Here is a 14,860-nt window from a genome sequence, read left to right on the forward strand (position 1 = left end):
GGGCCGGCCCGGCGCCCGCTCCAATCCCTCTCCCGCCTCGGGAGAGGGTGCCCGCGCAGCGGGCGGGTGAGGGTCGTGCGAGAAGCGAGGTCTTTCCGGCGGCAGCCCCACCCATCGACCGAAGCGGCCTTCTGCAACCGGGCTTCCTGCGCTATGGTCCCCGTGACATGACCGAAACCGCCGCCAAGCTGCCCGCCGATCCGACCCTGGACCCGCTGGCGCCCGATCCCGCAGGCCGCAGGCCCGCCGACCTCCGCATCGCCTTCTGCGCGGCGAACACGGAAGAGGCGATGCGGGCGCGCACCCGGCTGGTCCACCGCTACGGCAACGCGCCGCTGGAGGACGCCGACGTCATCGTGGCGCTGGGCGGCGACGGCTTCCTGCTTGAGACGCTGCACCGCGCGCTGAAGCGCGACGGGCACAATCCGCCGCCGGTCTACGGCATGAACCGGGGATCGGTCGGCTTCCTGCTGAACGTCTTCCGCGAGGACGAGCTGGCCGAGCGGCTGGCCAGCGCCCAGAGCGTCAAGCTGCACCCCCTGCGCATGAGGGCCACCCGCTGCAACGGCGAGCAGGTGGAGGCGCTCGGCATCAACGAGGTGTCGATGCTGCGCGAGACGCGGCAGGCCTCGAAGCTGCGCATCACCGTGGACGGCGTGGTCCGCCTGCCGGAGCTGATCTGCGACGGCGTTCTGGTCGCCACCCCCGCCGGCAGCACCGCCTACAACCTGTCGGCCCACGGCCCGATCATCCCGCTGGGCGCCGGGGTGTTGGCCCTGACGCCCATCAGTTCCTTCCGGCCGCGGCGCTGGCGCGGCGCGCTGCTGCCGCACAGCTCCAAGATCACCGTGGACATCCTGGAGGAGGTCAAGCGCCCGGTCAGCGCCGTCGCCGACTCGACCGAGGTGCGCGAGGTCATCCGCGTCGATGTGGAGGAGGCGCGCGACGTCGCTCTGACCCTGCTGTTCGACCCGGAGCTGAACTTCGAGGAGCGGATCCTGAAGGAGCAGTTCTCGCCGTAACGCGCCCGGCTCCTACTCGGCGGCGCGGCGCGCGGTGCTGGCCTGCGCGTGGGCGCAGATGCGGCGGGTCAGCGTGGTCAGGTCGGCCTGAAGCTTGGCGAACCCCTCGTTCCGCTCCAGCGTCTCCTCGTTCATGTAGAGGCGGCGGTTGATTTCGAGCTGGAGGGAATGGCGGCCCCGCGCCGGGTCGGAGTGGCGGGACACCAGCTCGACCCCCTTGAAGGGATGGTTCCGCGCGACCTTGTAGCCGAGCCCGGTCAGCACCCGCTCGACCAGCGCGGTGAAGCCCGGCTCGCAGGTGGTGCCGTCGCGGTCGCCCAGCACGAAATCCATGCCCAGCTTGTGCGCCGCCCCCGGCCCGACCGCGGAGGGCATCGAATGGCAGTCGATGTGCCAGACGGCGCCGAACCGGTCGGCCAGATCGTCCATCACGCTGGACACCTGGAAATGATAGGGCCGGTAGTAGCGGTCGATGCGCTCCGCCACCTCGGCGACCGACAGCCGCCCGTCGTAGAGCGGCATCCCCGGACGGCACAGCGTGCGGATCAGCCCCATGCCGGCGGCGCTCTTCTCCGTCGGGCGCAGCGGTTCGGGCCAGCGCCCGTCGAGAAGCGCCGGGTCGATGTCGTCGATGGCCCGGTTCGCGTCGATGTAGGTGCGCGGGAACAGCGCGCAGAGCAGCGTCGCGCCATGCTCCGGCGCGTGGGCGAACAGCTCGTCCACATGGGTGTCCTCGGCCTGCCGCAGGGTGGACAGCGGGCAGACGAAGGCGAAATCGCGCGGGTAGACGGTGCCGCTGTGCGGTGAATCGAAGAACACCGGCAGGCGCGGGACGATCGGATCGTTGCGGACGAGCACGTCCTCGATCACGAAACTCATGGCTGACCCCGGTGTACCAACTGCGCCGACCAACCGCGGCACCTGCCCGGATGGCATAGCAGGACGCTGCGGCGGATGGATTCGGGTATAGACGATGGCCGGGAGCCCGTCGACCAAAAACCGTCATACACCGGTAAGGCAAAGAACATGATTGGCCGGGGAAATGGCGGGACTGGCGCAGCGCCGGACTCTCCGCCATACTGATCGTTCAGCGAAAGCGCCCGGCACCGGCCAGACCCGCAAAGGCGAGATCCGCTTGACCGAATCCCTGCCACCGATTGAATTGACGCCGCCGGACATCGGCCCCTACCGCCGTGGCAACACCGGCATCGACCACGTCACGACGCTGGAGTCCGGGCGCCCCGGCCCCCACGCCGTCATCGTGTCGTTGATCCACGGCAACGAGATCGGCGGGGCGGTGGCGATGGACCGGCTGTTCCGGCTGGGCGTCCGCCCCACCCGCGGGCGGCTGACCCTGGTCTTCGCCAACACCGCCGCCTATCACGGCTTCGACGCCGAGCGCCCCTACGCCTCCCGTTTCGTCGACGAGGACATGAACCGCGTCTGGTCGCCGGAGGTGCTGGACGGGCCGCGCGACAGCGTGGAACTGCGCCGCGCCCGCCAGCTCCGGCCCGTGTTCGACGCCGCGGACGTCATCCTCGACCTGCATTCCATGACGGCGGACACCCCGCCACTGACCCTGTGCGGGCGGACGGACCGCGCCCGCGCCCTGGCCCGCCGTCTCGGCCACCCGGCCTGGATCGTCGCGGACGAGGGGCACGCGGCGGGGCGGCGGGTGATCGACTACGCGGACTTCGCCGCGGCGGACGGGCGGCGCACCGCCATCCTGGTCGAATGCGGCCAGCACTGGCGGGACGAGACGGCGCTGGTCGCCCTGGAAAGCGCGATGCGTTTCCTGCTCGCCCAGGAGATGGTCGACCCGTCGCTGGCCGACCGCCACATCCGCCGCCACCCCGATCCGCAACGCACCGTCGAGGTGACCGAGGCGGTGACCGCCGAAACCGACGAATTCTTCTTCGACCAGCCCTATGTGGGGATGGAGGTCATTCCCCGCGCCGGAACGGTCCTGGGCCGCGACGGCGATCGCCCGATCGTGACGCCCTACGACGACTGCGTGCTGATCATGCCGGCCCGGCGCCCCAAATCCGGGCAGACCGCCGTCCGGCTGGGGCGGATCGTTCCTTGAACCGGACACAGCGAACGGCATGACCATCGGACCGGGGCTCCGGCCCTTCGCGCTCGCCCTCGCGCTGGGGACGGCGGGGGGCGCGCTGTTCAGCTATTTCCATCTGCCGCTGGCCTGGATGATCGGCGCCATGACCGCCACCACGGTCGCCGCCATGGCCGGTGTCGCGCTGCATGTGCCGAAACCGCTGCGCAACACCATGATCATGATCCTCGGCGTGATGCTGGGCAGCGGCTTCACCCCGGACATCCTGGGGCGGCTCGGCGAGTGGAGCCTGTCGCTGAGCGCGCTGACCGTCTATCTCGTGCTGGCGACCACGCTGGGGGTTCAATACCTGCGCCGCGGGGCCCGGCTGGACCCGCCGACCGCCTTCTTCACCGCCACTCCCGGCGGGTTGAACGAGATGGTGATGGTCGGCACCCAGATGGGCGGCGACAGCCGGACCATGGCGTTGTCCCACGCGCTCCGTGTGATGCTGGTGGTGCTGGTCATCCCCTTCGCCTTCCAGGCGCTGGGGCTGTACGACCCGGCGCGGCGCGGCACGCTCGGCCCGCCCCTGCTGTCGCTCGCCCCGCTGGACGTGGCGCTGCTGTCCGCCTGCGCGCTGGGCTATCCCCTGGCGAAGCTGCTGCGCATCCCCGCCGCCCAGATCGTCGGACCGATGCTGCTGTCCGCCGCGATCCACCTCGCCGGGCTGACCGAGGGCAAGCCGCCGGGCGTTCTGGTCGCCGCGGCCCAGGTGGTGATCGGGGCGTCGCTGGGCTGCCGCTTCACCGGGTTGAACATCCGCCGCATCGGGCGCGACGGGCTGACCGCGCTGGGCCTCACCGGGCTGATGCTGCTGGTCACCACGGCGGCGGCCTGGATGGTCGACGAGGCGACGGGGTTGGGACTCGCGGCGCTGATCCTCGCCTTCGCGCCGGGCGGGCTGGCCGAGATGACGCTGGTCGCGCTGGCGCTGAACATCGACGTGGCGCTGGTCGCCACCCACCACATGGTGCGCATCATCCTGATCGTGACGCTGGCGCCCGGCTTCTACCTGCTGTGGCGCAAGTGGCGCTCCCACCGCGGCAAGACCTGACGGTTCCCCTCTGGCCGGGCCGGCCAATCCGCCGCACACGCATGTGTGGAGTTTCCATTGCGCCCATCCCGCACCCCGTGCGAGGTGGAGGCGCGGACGGGTGGTGGAGTGCCACCACCCCGCCGCTCAACGAGGAGGCTCGGAGGATGAAGGAAATCCTCGGTCTCCTGATCCTGCTGCTCCAGATCGTCAAGGCGATTCTTGATCTTCTGAACCGGCAGTGATCGGGCCGGGAGGCGGGGGATAGGAGCCCCTGCCTCCCAAGCCTGATGATGGCGCCGCACCCGCCCGATTGCAAGCCATCCGATCATTTCACGGGAGGTTTACCCTTTTCCCACTGAGGGTTCGTGTCGATCAGCGGCACGCTGGAAATGGCCATCTTCGCCGAGGCGTCCTTCACCTGCCGGCTGTAGACCACATAGATCAGCGTGTCGTTCACCCGGTCGTAGATGCGGCGGATGGCGATCGACTTGAAGACCAGGCTCTTGCGCTCGGAGAAGACCTCCTCGCCCTTCTGCGACAGCTCGATGTCGCCGATCACCAGCGGCCCGGTGCGCCGGCACGAGATGGAGGCGTTGGACGGGTCCTCGAACCAGTTCCCCTTGGTCAGCCGGTCGAGCACGCTGCGGTCGAAATCCACCAGATGGCAGGTGATGCCCTTCACCTTCGGGTCCTCGATCGCCTGCACCTGAAGCCCGTTGCCGGTCCAGTCGTTGGAGAAGCGCCCGACGACGAGGTCCTCGGCCGACGCCGTGGTGGAGGCAGCCATCGGTGGCAGCACGGTTAGCGCCAGGACCATCAGGCCTCGGCGGATGTTTATCGAAGGGAACGGGCTGCGCATCTCGTGGAACTCCGGTCGTCGCGAAGCGGGGCCGCGTGGGCGCGGTCCTGGAATACCCCTAAATCGGGCGGGGGTCCGGCGCCGTCAAGCGCCCCCCGGCCCGCTACTCCCGGAGTGCCTGCCCCCGATGAGCGACCGCACGATCGACCCGCCCCTGAGCCCGCCGCCGGAGCCGGTGACCGAGCCCCTGCCCCCGGCCCGGAATCCCCGCGACCCGGTGCGGGTGGCGGTGGTGGGGCTGTTCGTCATCGCGATTCTGTTCACGCTGTATTTCGGGCGCGATGTGCTGCTGCCGATCATGCTCGCCTTGATCCTCAGCCTTCTGCTGCGGCCCTGCGTGCGCGGCCTCTACCGGCTCGGCCTGCCGGAGGCGCTGGGCGCGGCGGTGGTGGTGATCGTGGTGTTCGGCGCCGGGCTGGGGGCCATCTTCACGCTGGCGACCCCGGCCACCGAATGGGTCAACAGGATGCCCCGCGTGGTCCACGAGCTGGAGTTCAAGCTGGGGGACATCCGCGAAGGGATCGAGCGCGCCCGCGAGGCCTCCCGCCAGATCGAGCAGATGGCCTCCGACCGCAACGGGGCTGCGCGCGAGGTGGTGGTGCGCGGCCCGTCGCTGGCCGAGCAGGTGCTGCACCAGGCGGAGGCGGTGATCGCCAACGTGGTGATCCTCCAGGTCCTGCTCTATTTCTTCCTGGCCCGCGGCCGGCAGAGCCTGGAGGCGCTGATCGGCACGATGCGCGACGTGGACGACCGCGTGCACTACGCCATGGTCGCCGCGACGGTGCAGCAGAACATCGCCGCCTATCTGGCGACCATCACGGTCATCAACATCGGGCTCGGCATCGCGACGACTCTGGCGATGTGGCTGTGGGGGGTGCCCAACGCGGCGCTGTGGGGAACGCTGGCCGGGCTCATCAACTATGTGCCCTTCATCGGGCCGGCGGTGATGACGGCGGTGCTGTTCCTGGTGTCGGCGCTCAGCTTCGACGGGGGCCTGCACATCTTCGGGCCGCCGCTGACCTTCGTCGCGCTGACGATGATGGAGGGCAACTTCCTGACCCCGATGATCGTCGGGCGGCGACTGGCGCTGAATCCCATCGCGGTGTTCGTGTCCATCCTGTTCTGGGGCTGGATGTGGGGCATCCCCGGCGCGTTGCTGGCGGTGCCGATCCTGGCGATCCTGAAGATCCTGTTCGACGCCCACGAGCCGCTGAAGCCGATCGGCGCCCTGCTGGGCTGACGCTGTAGCCGCGGCCGTCCCGCCGTGGCATGGTCCAGGGGAGGAAACGGCCGGATGGGAGGTGGGGTGATGGTGGTCAGCGGCCTGACGCTTTTCGTCATCGCGCTTCTGATCTTCGCGCTGGCGCTGGTTCTGCTGGGCGTGCGGACCGTGCCGCAGGGCCAGGAATGGACGGTGGAGCGGTTCGGGCGCTACACCCGCACGCTCCAGCCCGGCCTGCACCTGCTGCTGCCGCTGGTCGACCGTATCGGGCGCAAGCAGAGCATGATGGAGACGGTGCTCGACGTGCCCTCGCAGGAGGTCATCACCCGCGACAACGCCATGGTCACGGCGGACGGCGTCGTCTTCTTCCAGGTGATCGACGCCGCCAAGGCCTCCTACGAGGTCAACAACCTGGAGCTGGCGATCCTCAACCTGACCATGACGAACACCCGCACGGTGATGGGCTCCATGGACCTGGACGAGCTGCTGTCCCAGCGCGACCAGATCAACGCCCGCCTGCTGGGCGTGGTGGACGAGGCGACCAGCCCCTGGGGCGTCAAGGTGACCCGCATCGAGATCCGCGACATCCAGCCGCCGCGCGACCTCGTGGACAGCATGGCCCGCCAGATGAAGGCGGAGCGCGACCGCCGCGCCTCCATCCTGGAGGCCGAGGGCCAGCGCCAAGCGGCCATCCTGCGGGCGGAGGGCGCCAAGCAGGCCGCCATCCTCCAGGCCGAGGGCCGGCGCGAGGCCGCCTTCCGCGACGCCGAGGCGCGCGAGCGCTCCGCCCAGGCGGAGGCCGAGGCCACCCGGCTGGTCTCCGACGCCATCGCCGGGGGCAACGTCCAGGCCATCAACTACTTCGTCGCCCAGCGCTATGTGGACGCCCTGACCGCGGTGGCCGCCGCCCCGAACCAGAAGGTGCTCTTCATGCCGCTGGAGGCTGCCAACGTGATCGGCGCCATCGGCGGCATCGCGGAGATCGCCCGCGAGGCCTTCCCGAACCGCCCGCAAAATTCCGGAACGGCGTCCGCCCCGCCGCCGCCGCCGCGCAGCCCCTGGACCCGCGACGAACGGACTCGGGAGGAGCCCAACAGGGGCGATGCGCCGGCGCCCCCGGGGTCGTAAACCGGAGTCGTAGGATTGGACGAAACCCCGAAGGCGAAGCCGCTATGATCGAATTCTGGCACTGGTGGGTTCTGGCCGTGCTGCTGGGCGCGCTGGAGACGGTGGCGCCGGGGGCCGCCTTTTTGTGGCTGGGCGGGGCGGCGGCGCTGGTCGGCGTCCTGCTGCTGGTCTGGCCGTCCCTGCCGTGGGAGCATCAGGGGCTGCTGTTCGCCCTGCTCGCCATCGCCGCGCTGGCGGGAACCCGCTTCCTGTCCCGCGGGTCAGCGCATACGACGCACACGCCGCATCTGAACCGCCGGACGGCGCAATACATCGGAACGCTGCACACGCTGGACGGGCCCATCGTCAACGGGCGGGGCCGGGCGCAGATCGGCGACGGGCTTTGGACCGTCGAGGGTCCCGACCTTCCCGCCGGAACCCGCGTCCGCATCGTCGGTGCCGAGGGCACCTTGTTGAAGGTGGAGAAGGCCTAGGCGCCAGCCGAAGCGGCGCGTCGGGGCTTCGGCCAGATCATGCTGGATCTGTTCGGCGTGACGCTCCAGGCGCCGTGCCAGGGCGTCCATGGTGCCGTCGCCGGTGGCCGCGGCGCGCTCCGCCGCCTGACGGCTGAAGGCTTCCAGTTCCCGCGCCATCGCGCGGTAATCGGGAGCGCCGCCTCTCGATCCGGATGTCCCGTCCATGGCCCCCGCCATGCTGCATTGCCGCAAATTACACCGGTATGCTGGCACAGCGGGGGCGCGTCTGGAATCGAGCTTACGGCGGGTCGGGCCTCTCTTTCGGCACAGCGAAGCCGGTCCTTAGGTCTCTTCGCCTATGCTCTTCCGCAGGGCGGAATCGTCAGTCGATCAGCTCGTCCAGGGTCGCCCGGACGACCTGCACGATCTCTCCCCCGTAATGGCTGACGTCGAGATCGCGGGCGCCGACGATGATGGACAGCTCACGCTCCGTCGTGGGGGCGAAGCGGGCGATTTCCGGCACCAGCTCGTCCGCCAGGACGGCATCGCGCGTCAGCCCTTCACCGGCCGCCTTGCGGTCCCGCCAACCGTTGAGGGCGGCGTTGATCGCGGCCTCGATCTGGAGGGATTCCTCCTTGCGCTTCAGGTCCTTGTAAAGAACGAGAACACGCCAGGCGCCGTCGGCGTAGGCGGTGTCGATGCGCTGCACCTCGACCGTTCGCAGGAAGGAGGACAAGTGCCCCTGCGCCTCGTCCGCGCTCGCGTCGGGGATCATGAAGGTGCGGATTTCAGTGCTCATCCTGGTCCTCGATGCGTGCCTCGCCTTTTGCGCAAGACTACACGAAAGAGCCCGCAGGCGGCTACTCCGGCACGCTCCCGGCCGCTGTGCCCTTCGTCATAGGAGGCGATCACGGGAAACCGGATGGAAAGCGTGGCGGCGCCCGGGACCCAGCCCCCTCCCGCGGTGTTTGAGTCACCGGACACCGTGCATCGCTGGGCGCACCGCTGGGAGGAGCAGAAGGACCATGACCGGGCCTGTTGAACCGCAAAAGCACCGGAAGGACCGGACCGGGCCGCACACCAAGCCGCGGCGGCTGTGGATCACCCTCCTGGCGGTGATCCCCGCCCTGTTCGCGGCCGGAACGGCGGGGGCCTTCTGGACCGGCTACAGCCTCCACGACCGGCCCTTCGCCTGGTACAACAGCAACCGCATCGCCGCGACGGCGGAACGGGCGGCGCGCGACCTGTCCCCGACCGTGGTGGTGGCACTTGGGGATTCGGCGCTGCGCCACGCCACCCTGGACGAGCCGGGCATGGCCGCTCTGGCGGCGAAGCATGGGGTGGAGAGCCTGCATTTCCTGCGCATCGTCCACGACCACGCCCGCATCGAGGACTTCGAGCCGCTGCTCGGCGACGTGCTCAAGCTGAAGCCGGCGCTGGTTCTCCTGGACGTCGACCTGCTCTTTGCGGAGCGCAGCGACCTCGCCGGCCTGCGCCGCTACGGCGCGCACCTGACCGACGTGGCGATGCTCGGCCGCTCCTACCTGCCCGACCAGAGCGCCCTGCAATACGCCAAGCCGTGCCACACCGTCGGCCCGCAGGGCTGGTCCGCCGCCGCCGCCGACCGCTGGGTGGCGACCCGCGACGACGCCGTCCGGATGAACGACGACTCGCCGGCCTTCGAACAGGTGCGCCGCTTCGCCGATCAGGCGCGCGCCGCCGGGGTCGGGATCGCCCTGCTGCTTCCGCCCCGCCCGGCGGCGGTGGAGGAGCGTCTGTACGGCGCCGGCAACGCCTACCGGCCGGCGGCGCTCGACCGGCTGCGCGGGCAGGCCGACCTGCCGCTGTGGCGTTTCCCCGACCCGGCGCGCCTCAAGCCGGCCAAGGCGTCGGCCTTCTGCCGCAACGGCATGCTGGGGCCGGAGGGCCGCGATGCCTATTCGGCATGGCTGGCTGGCGGAATCGCCGAACGCCTGTCGCATCCACGGGTGGAAGAGGCCGCGCTGCAATAAAAGCCGGCCCATCCGCGCCGGATGACCCGGTGCCGACACGGCAACGTCATCAAAGTGCAATTCCCGGCGCTCTAGAATGCGCCCGCGTCCCCGCCGGGCCCACCGCCCATCAAGCGCACCGGCGGGGGATTGCGCCCTCCTTCGGCCACGGGTGAACCACAGATGAGCGCCGCCATGGATTTCTCCGTCCGCGAGGCCCCGGCCAGCACCGAGATCGTGCTGAGCGGGCGCATGACCTTTGCCGACCACGACACCTTCCGCGACGTCATCGCCACCTTCGAGCGGCCGGCGGGCCACCGAATGGTCTTCGACCTGTCGCGGCTCGACTTCGTCGATTCCTCGGGCCTCGGCATGTTCATCATCGCCCGCGACACCGCGCAGCGGCGCAACCTGGACTTCGCGATCCGCGGCGCCCGCGACGAGGTGCGGCGCCTGATCACGATCGCCAAGTTCCACACCATGTTCAACATCGCCGACTGACGCGGCGGGATCGGACGCGATGGGCCACGCCCGCGCCATGACGGCGGCGCCCGGCACGGACGGCGGCGACACGCCGACGCGCCCCCCGCCGCGCACCGGCGCCGGCGCGTCGGTCTACGGCATGGAGCTGGGCATTCCGCTCGACGGTTGCCGGGTGCTGATCGCCGACGACAGCGCCTTCAACCGCCGGACGCTGACCCGCTTCCTGCAATGGGCCGGCATCACCCAGGTCGCCTTCGCCGCGTCGGCGGAGGAGGTGATGGAGCGGCTGGAGAGCTTCGCGCCCGACCTGCTGCTGCTCGACGCCGCCATGCCGCGGATGGACGGCATCGGCGTCTGCCGCAGCCTGCGCGGCGACCCGCGCTGGCGCGACCTGCCGATCCTGATGCAGAGCGCGCTGCACTCCGACCAGATGAGGACGGTCTGCTTCAGCGCCGGGGCGACCGACCTGATCGCCAAGCCGATCAACCCCGGCGAATGCATCGCCCGCGTGCGCTACCACCTGGAGCGCCGCTCGATGGTGCGGGAGCTGCGCGCCTTCCACAAGCGGGTGGAGCGTGACCTGCGGCAGGCCCGCGCCATGCAGCTCGCCCTGGTCCCGGAGGAGGCGGAGCTGGCCGCCCTGGCCGAGCGGAACGGGTTGGCGGTGGATTCGGTCTTCCGCGCGTCGGACGAGATCGGCGGCGATTTCTGGACGGCCTTCGAATTCGACGGGACCCGCGTCGGCATCTTCGCCGCCGACCTGTCGGGCCACGGCATCGCCGCGGCGATCAACGCCTTCCGCCTGCACACCCTGCTCACCCGCACCCCCCCGGAGGAGATGCGCGACCCCGCCGGCCTGCTGCGCCAATTGAACGGACGGCTGTGCGAGATCCTGCCGCTGGGACAGTTCGCCACCGCCTTCTACGGGGTGATCGACCGCGCCGACGACACGCTGCTCTACGCCGCCGCCGCGTCGCCAAGCCCCCTCCTGGCGACCAGCTTCGGCTTCCAGCCGCTGGACGCCTCCGGCCCCCTCCTCGGCGCCTTCGGGGAGTCGGCCTACACGAACCGGCGCGTGCCTCTGCGGCGCGGCGACGCCCTGTTCCTCTATTCCGACGGGTTGAGCGAAGCCCGGGACGCCGGCGGCGCCATGCTGGGCGAGGACGGGCTTCTCCGTCTGGCCGAGCGGGCGGCGGCGGACGCCCCCGACCGCCCCCTGCCCGCCCTGATGGCCCGCCACGCCGCCATCCATGGCGAACGGCTGACCGACGACGTGACCGCTCTCTGGATCACCCTTCGCTGACGCAGCGCGGCCATTTATCCATTGGCTCCATATCCTTATTCGCGTTATGGATATTCCGGCGTCGGGCGACGTGTAACAGGAGACGGAACGGATATGGCTTCGATCATGATCAAGAAGGCCGGCGAGGGCCTGATTTCCCAGGCTCACCGCAATGCCGACGTTGGCCCGACCAGCGGCAGCTCGGTGGTGTACGAGATTCTCAACGTGCCGGCGGGCGTGTCGGTGGACGACATCATCGCCACCTTCAAGACCTTCAAGCCGGCGGACAAGAAGTACGAATACGACTACGCCGACCTGTCCAAGTAAGGCGAGCGTTCGCCCTTCCCGCGGTTCCCGCAAGGGCGGAAACCGCGGGAAACGGCCTTTACCCCTTCTTGGGGAAGCGCTCGATCCAGCGCTCCAGCTCCGCCACATGCTCCGCCTCTTCCGAGGCGAACTCCTCGGCCATCATGCGGACCTCCGGGTCCGTGGTGGAGGCCGCCACGTCGGCGTAGAAGGCGTGCCCGCGCTTTTCGCTGTCGAGCGCCAGCTCCAGCGCGTAATCCACCGTCATCAGATAGTGCGAGCCCTCCATGGAGGCCGCTTCCGGGCTTTCGCCGTCCGGCCACTGGAAGTCTTCCGGGGCGAGCACCGGCACGTCGCGGAAGGCGGAGCGCTTGCGGGCGTCCGCCAGATGCAGGCGCGAGAACTCGGCCATCTTGGCGAAGAAGGCCGCGACGTCCGCGTTGCCGTAGGTCTTCATGGCCTCCGACAGGTCGGCGAAACGGTTGGCGGCGTCCTCCTCCAGCGCGCAGGCGTGGGCGAGGAACAGGGCGGGGTCGTGAATGTTGGCCATAGGGTCCCGGGATCGTTAAGTCACAAATGGATTGTGGTTATTTGAACCATAACGCCTTGTTGCGAAAGCTTCTCGGTTCGCTGGCCGGTTGCGGGCTTCTGCGACACTTTGACACGTCCACGGCCGGCTTCGCGCGGCGGCGCGCCCTATGCCCCGGCATCGCCGGGCGGGGAACATGAAACCTTTGCAATGATCGCCAGGAAACGCCGCCATGCGCTTGACCGGCCCCGGTCTCAGGAGTAGATGAGCCACAACGTCACCGCATGATTGGCGGGCGTCCGGGCATGTGGTCCGGTTCCGCGCCGAGAAAGCAAGAGATGGACAGCCACAGTCGTCGATCCCGACATCGTTTCGGTTCTCTGCCGATCCTGGGCTGACCTCTTCGCGGGTTCGCCACGGCCGGCCGCGATGCCGACAGCCGCACAGGTGAACCATGGTGACGTCTTCCATCACCATTCCAACGCCGTTCCACGCGCCCGCGCGCCCGGGCGTCTGCGCCCCCGTGCCGCCCGCACCGGGCTGACCGTTCCCTTTCCTCCGTGACGCCCACCCGACGCCGCGCGGCATCGGGTGCCTGGACAGGTTGATTGCGCATGCCGAAGGCGGCCGGGCTCCAATCCGGCCGCAGGATGGAGGGGCCATGGTCTGGACCCAGACAAGCGTTTCCGTGAAGACGGCCGCCGCCACGCCCAACCGCTGGGATCTCGTTGCCCTGCCGCTGGTCGTCGGCCTGCTCGCCCTGGCCGCTGTCGGCGGTCACCAGATGGCCGCGCCCCTGGGGAGCCTCGACGCGCCCGCCGTCTCGCTCGACCCCTGGAACCTGCCGGACTACGCGCTGCGCTCGACGCTGCGCATGCTGGCGGCGATGGCGGCCTCGCTGGTCTTCACCTTCGCCTACGCCACGCTGGCGGCCAAGAGCCGCCGGGCCGGCATGGTGCTGATCCCCGTGCTGGACATCCTCCAGTCGGTGCCGGTGCTCGGCTACATCTCCTTCACCGTGGTCTTCTTCCTGTCGCTGTTCCCCGGCAGCGTTCTGGGCGCCGAATGCGCGGCGATCTTCGCCATCTTCACCAGCCAGGCCTGGAACATGACCTTCAGCGTCTACCAGTCGCTGCGCTCGGTGCCGCGCGACCTGGACGAGGCGGCGACCAGCTTCCGCTTCTCCGGCTGGCAGCGCTTCTGGCGGCTGGAGGCACCCTTCGCCATGCCGGGGCTGGTCTGGAACATGATGATGTCGATGTCCGGCGGCTGGTTCTTCGTCGTCGCGTCGGAGGCGATCACCGTCGGCGACCGCACCGTCACGCTGCCCGGCATCGGCTCCTATCTGGCCGAGGCGATCGCGCAGAGGAATCTCGGCGCCGTTGGCTGGGCGGTGCTGGCGATGCTGGCGGTCATCCTGCTCTACGACCAGTTCCTGTTCCGCCCGCTGGTCGCCTGGGCCGACAAGTTCCGCTTCGAGCAGACCGGCGCGCAGGAGGCGCCCGAGTCCTGGGTGCTTCGGCTCTTCCAGCGCACCCGCGTCTGCCGCTCGCTGCTGGCGCCGGTCGAGTCCCTGCTCGGCCGGGTGGCGTGGCTGCGCCTGTCGCCGCTGGCCGCCCTGGCCGACGCCCTGCCCCCGGCCCTGAAGCGCCGGGTCGCCGGCCCGCCCTCCGCCGCGCTCGAACGCACGCTCGACCGGGCGTGGTACGCGGTCGTCGCGCTGGCGGCGCTCGCCCTGGGCTGGACCATGTTGCGGTTCATCGCCGGCGGCGCCGGCTGGGGCGACGTGGGGACCGCGCTGCTGCTCGGGGCGGCGACGCTGCTGCGCGTCGTGGTGCTGATCGCCGTCGCCTCGCTCGTCTGGGTGCCGCTCGGCGTGCTGATCGGGCTGCGCCCGCGCCTTGCCCAGGCGGTCCAGCCGCTGGCCCAGTTCCTGGCGGCCTTTCCGGCCAACCTGCTGTTCCCGGTCGCCGTCGTCACCATCCTGCGCTTCGACCTGGACCCGGACGTCTGGCTCAGCCCGCTGATGATCCTGGGCACGCAGTGGTACATCCTGTTCAACGTCGTCGCCGGAACCGCCGCCTTCCCCAGCGACCTCAAGGAGGCGGCCTCCAGCTTCCGCATCCGCGGCTGGCAATGGTGGCGCGACGTCATGCTGCCCGGCGTCTTCCCCTATTACCTGACCGGCGCGGTGACCGCGGCGGGCGGCTCGTGGAACGCCAGCATCGTCGCCGAGGCGGTGCGCTGGGGCGACGCGGAGGTCACCGCGCACGGGCTGGGCAGCTACATCGCCCAGGCGACCGCCGCCGGGGACTACCCGCGCATCGTGCTCGGCATCGCCGTGATGTCCCTGTTCGTCACCCTGCTCAACCGGCTGCTCTGGCGCCCGCTCTACGGCTACGCCGAACGCCGCCTGCGCCTTGCCTGACGGAGG

The 14,860-nt window shown here is 70.0% G+C and carries 15 protein-coding genes; 11 read left to right on the forward strand and 4 right to left on the reverse strand.

Features of this window, described 5'->3' with window-relative positions; translation table 11 throughout:
* Positions 1 to 167: 167 nt before the first annotated feature.
* Entirely contained in the window at positions 168 to 1,022 is an 855-nt protein-coding gene (locus tag ABVN73_RS09840; RefSeq protein WP_353857830.1) for an NAD kinase, read from the forward strand.
* A 12-nt stretch (positions 1,023 to 1,034) separates the two neighbouring features.
* On the opposite strand, the gene ABVN73_RS09845 is transcribed toward ABVN73_RS09840, so the two are convergent.
* Complete coding sequence (locus tag ABVN73_RS09845) at positions 1,035 to 1,901, reverse strand: N-formylglutamate amidohydrolase (protein ID WP_353857831.1); 867 nt, start codon at positions 1,899 to 1,901, stop codon at positions 1,035 to 1,037.
* 256 nt (positions 1,902 to 2,157) lie between these two features.
* Here ABVN73_RS09845 and ABVN73_RS09850 point away from each other — a divergent pair, with 256 nt between their 5' ends.
* Both ABVN73_RS09850 and ABVN73_RS09855 read left to right on the forward strand, forming a co-directional pair.
* Positions 2,158 to 3,108: a succinylglutamate desuccinylase/aspartoacylase family protein gene (locus tag ABVN73_RS09850; protein ID WP_353857832.1), complete on the forward strand. Its 951-nt coding sequence runs from the start codon at positions 2,158 to 2,160 to the stop codon at positions 3,106 to 3,108.
* Between the two features lie 19 nt (positions 3,109 to 3,127).
* Positions 3,128 to 4,189, forward strand: coding sequence for an AbrB family transcriptional regulator (locus tag ABVN73_RS09855; protein ID WP_353857833.1), 1,062 nt, complete (start codon positions 3,128 to 3,130; stop codon positions 4,187 to 4,189).
* A gap of 307 nt (positions 4,190 to 4,496) precedes the next feature.
* On the opposite strand, the gene ABVN73_RS09860 is transcribed toward ABVN73_RS09855, so the two are convergent.
* Positions 4,497 to 4,958 (reverse strand): CreA family protein, encoded by a 462-nt coding sequence (locus ABVN73_RS09860; RefSeq protein ID WP_353857834.1) that lies wholly within the window; start codon positions 4,956 to 4,958, stop codon positions 4,497 to 4,499.
* Positions 4,959 to 5,157: 199 nt separating this feature from the next.
* On the opposite strand from ABVN73_RS09860, the gene ABVN73_RS09865 reads away from it, so the two are divergent.
* The 3 genes from ABVN73_RS09865 to ABVN73_RS09875 are packed head-to-tail and all read left to right on the forward strand — an operon-like array spanning position 5,158 to position 7,853.
* Positions 5,158 to 6,270: an AI-2E family transporter gene (locus tag ABVN73_RS09865; protein ID WP_353857835.1), complete on the forward strand. Its 1,113-nt coding sequence runs from the start codon at positions 5,158 to 5,160 to the stop codon at positions 6,268 to 6,270.
* A 54-nt stretch (positions 6,271 to 6,324) separates the two neighbouring features.
* Positions 6,325 to 7,380 carry an SPFH domain-containing protein gene (locus tag ABVN73_RS09870; protein WP_353857836.1) on the forward strand — a complete coding sequence of 352 codons (1,056 nt, stop codon included), beginning with the start codon at positions 6,325 to 6,327 and terminating at the stop codon, positions 7,378 to 7,380.
* A 44-nt stretch (positions 7,381 to 7,424) separates the two neighbouring features.
* A complete protein-coding gene (locus tag ABVN73_RS09875) occupies positions 7,425 to 7,853 on the forward strand; it encodes an NfeD family protein (RefSeq protein WP_353857837.1) in 429 nt (142 codons plus the stop codon).
* A gap of 364 nt (positions 7,854 to 8,217) precedes the next feature.
* On the opposite strand, the gene ABVN73_RS09880 is transcribed toward ABVN73_RS09875, so the two are convergent.
* Positions 8,218 to 8,634: an HRDC domain-containing protein gene (locus ABVN73_RS09880; protein ID WP_353857838.1), complete on the reverse strand. Its 417-nt coding sequence runs from the start codon at positions 8,632 to 8,634 to the stop codon at positions 8,218 to 8,220.
* A 226-nt stretch (positions 8,635 to 8,860) separates the two neighbouring features.
* Here ABVN73_RS09880 and ABVN73_RS09885 point away from each other — a divergent pair, with 226 nt between their 5' ends.
* From ABVN73_RS09885 to ABVN73_RS09900, 4 genes are all read left to right on the forward strand, one after another.
* A complete protein-coding gene (locus tag ABVN73_RS09885; RefSeq protein ID WP_353857839.1) occupies positions 8,861 to 9,847 on the forward strand; it encodes a hypothetical protein in 987 nt (328 codons plus the stop codon).
* Between the two features lie 162 nt (positions 9,848 to 10,009).
* On the forward strand, positions 10,010 to 10,327 hold the full coding sequence (locus ABVN73_RS09890) for an STAS domain-containing protein (RefSeq protein ID WP_353857840.1): 318 nt from the start codon (positions 10,010 to 10,012) through the stop codon (positions 10,325 to 10,327).
* A 19-nt stretch (positions 10,328 to 10,346) separates the two neighbouring features.
* Positions 10,347 to 11,612, forward strand: a complete 1,266-nt coding sequence (locus ABVN73_RS09895) for a fused response regulator/phosphatase (protein WP_353857841.1) — start codon at positions 10,347 to 10,349, stop codon at positions 11,610 to 11,612.
* A 93-nt stretch (positions 11,613 to 11,705) separates the two neighbouring features.
* A complete protein-coding gene (locus ABVN73_RS09900) occupies positions 11,706 to 11,918 on the forward strand; it encodes a hypothetical protein (RefSeq protein ID WP_353857842.1) in 213 nt (70 codons plus the stop codon).
* A gap of 58 nt (positions 11,919 to 11,976) precedes the next feature.
* Here ABVN73_RS09900 and ABVN73_RS09905 read toward each other — a convergent pair whose 3' ends face one another.
* Positions 11,977 to 12,447 carry a ferritin family protein gene (locus tag ABVN73_RS09905; protein ID WP_353857843.1) on the reverse strand — a complete coding sequence of 157 codons (471 nt, stop codon included), beginning with the start codon at positions 12,445 to 12,447 and terminating at the stop codon, positions 11,977 to 11,979.
* Between the two features lie 640 nt (positions 12,448 to 13,087).
* On the opposite strand from ABVN73_RS09905, the gene ABVN73_RS09910 reads away from it, so the two are divergent.
* Entirely contained in the window at positions 13,088 to 14,854 is a 1,767-nt protein-coding gene (locus ABVN73_RS09910; RefSeq protein ID WP_353857844.1) for an ABC transporter permease subunit, read from the forward strand.
* Positions 14,855 to 14,860 lie beyond the last annotated feature (6 nt).

The organism is Azospirillum formosense (assembly GCF_040500525.1).
GTDB lineage: Bacteria > Pseudomonadota > Alphaproteobacteria > Azospirillales > Azospirillaceae > Azospirillum > Azospirillum formosense_A.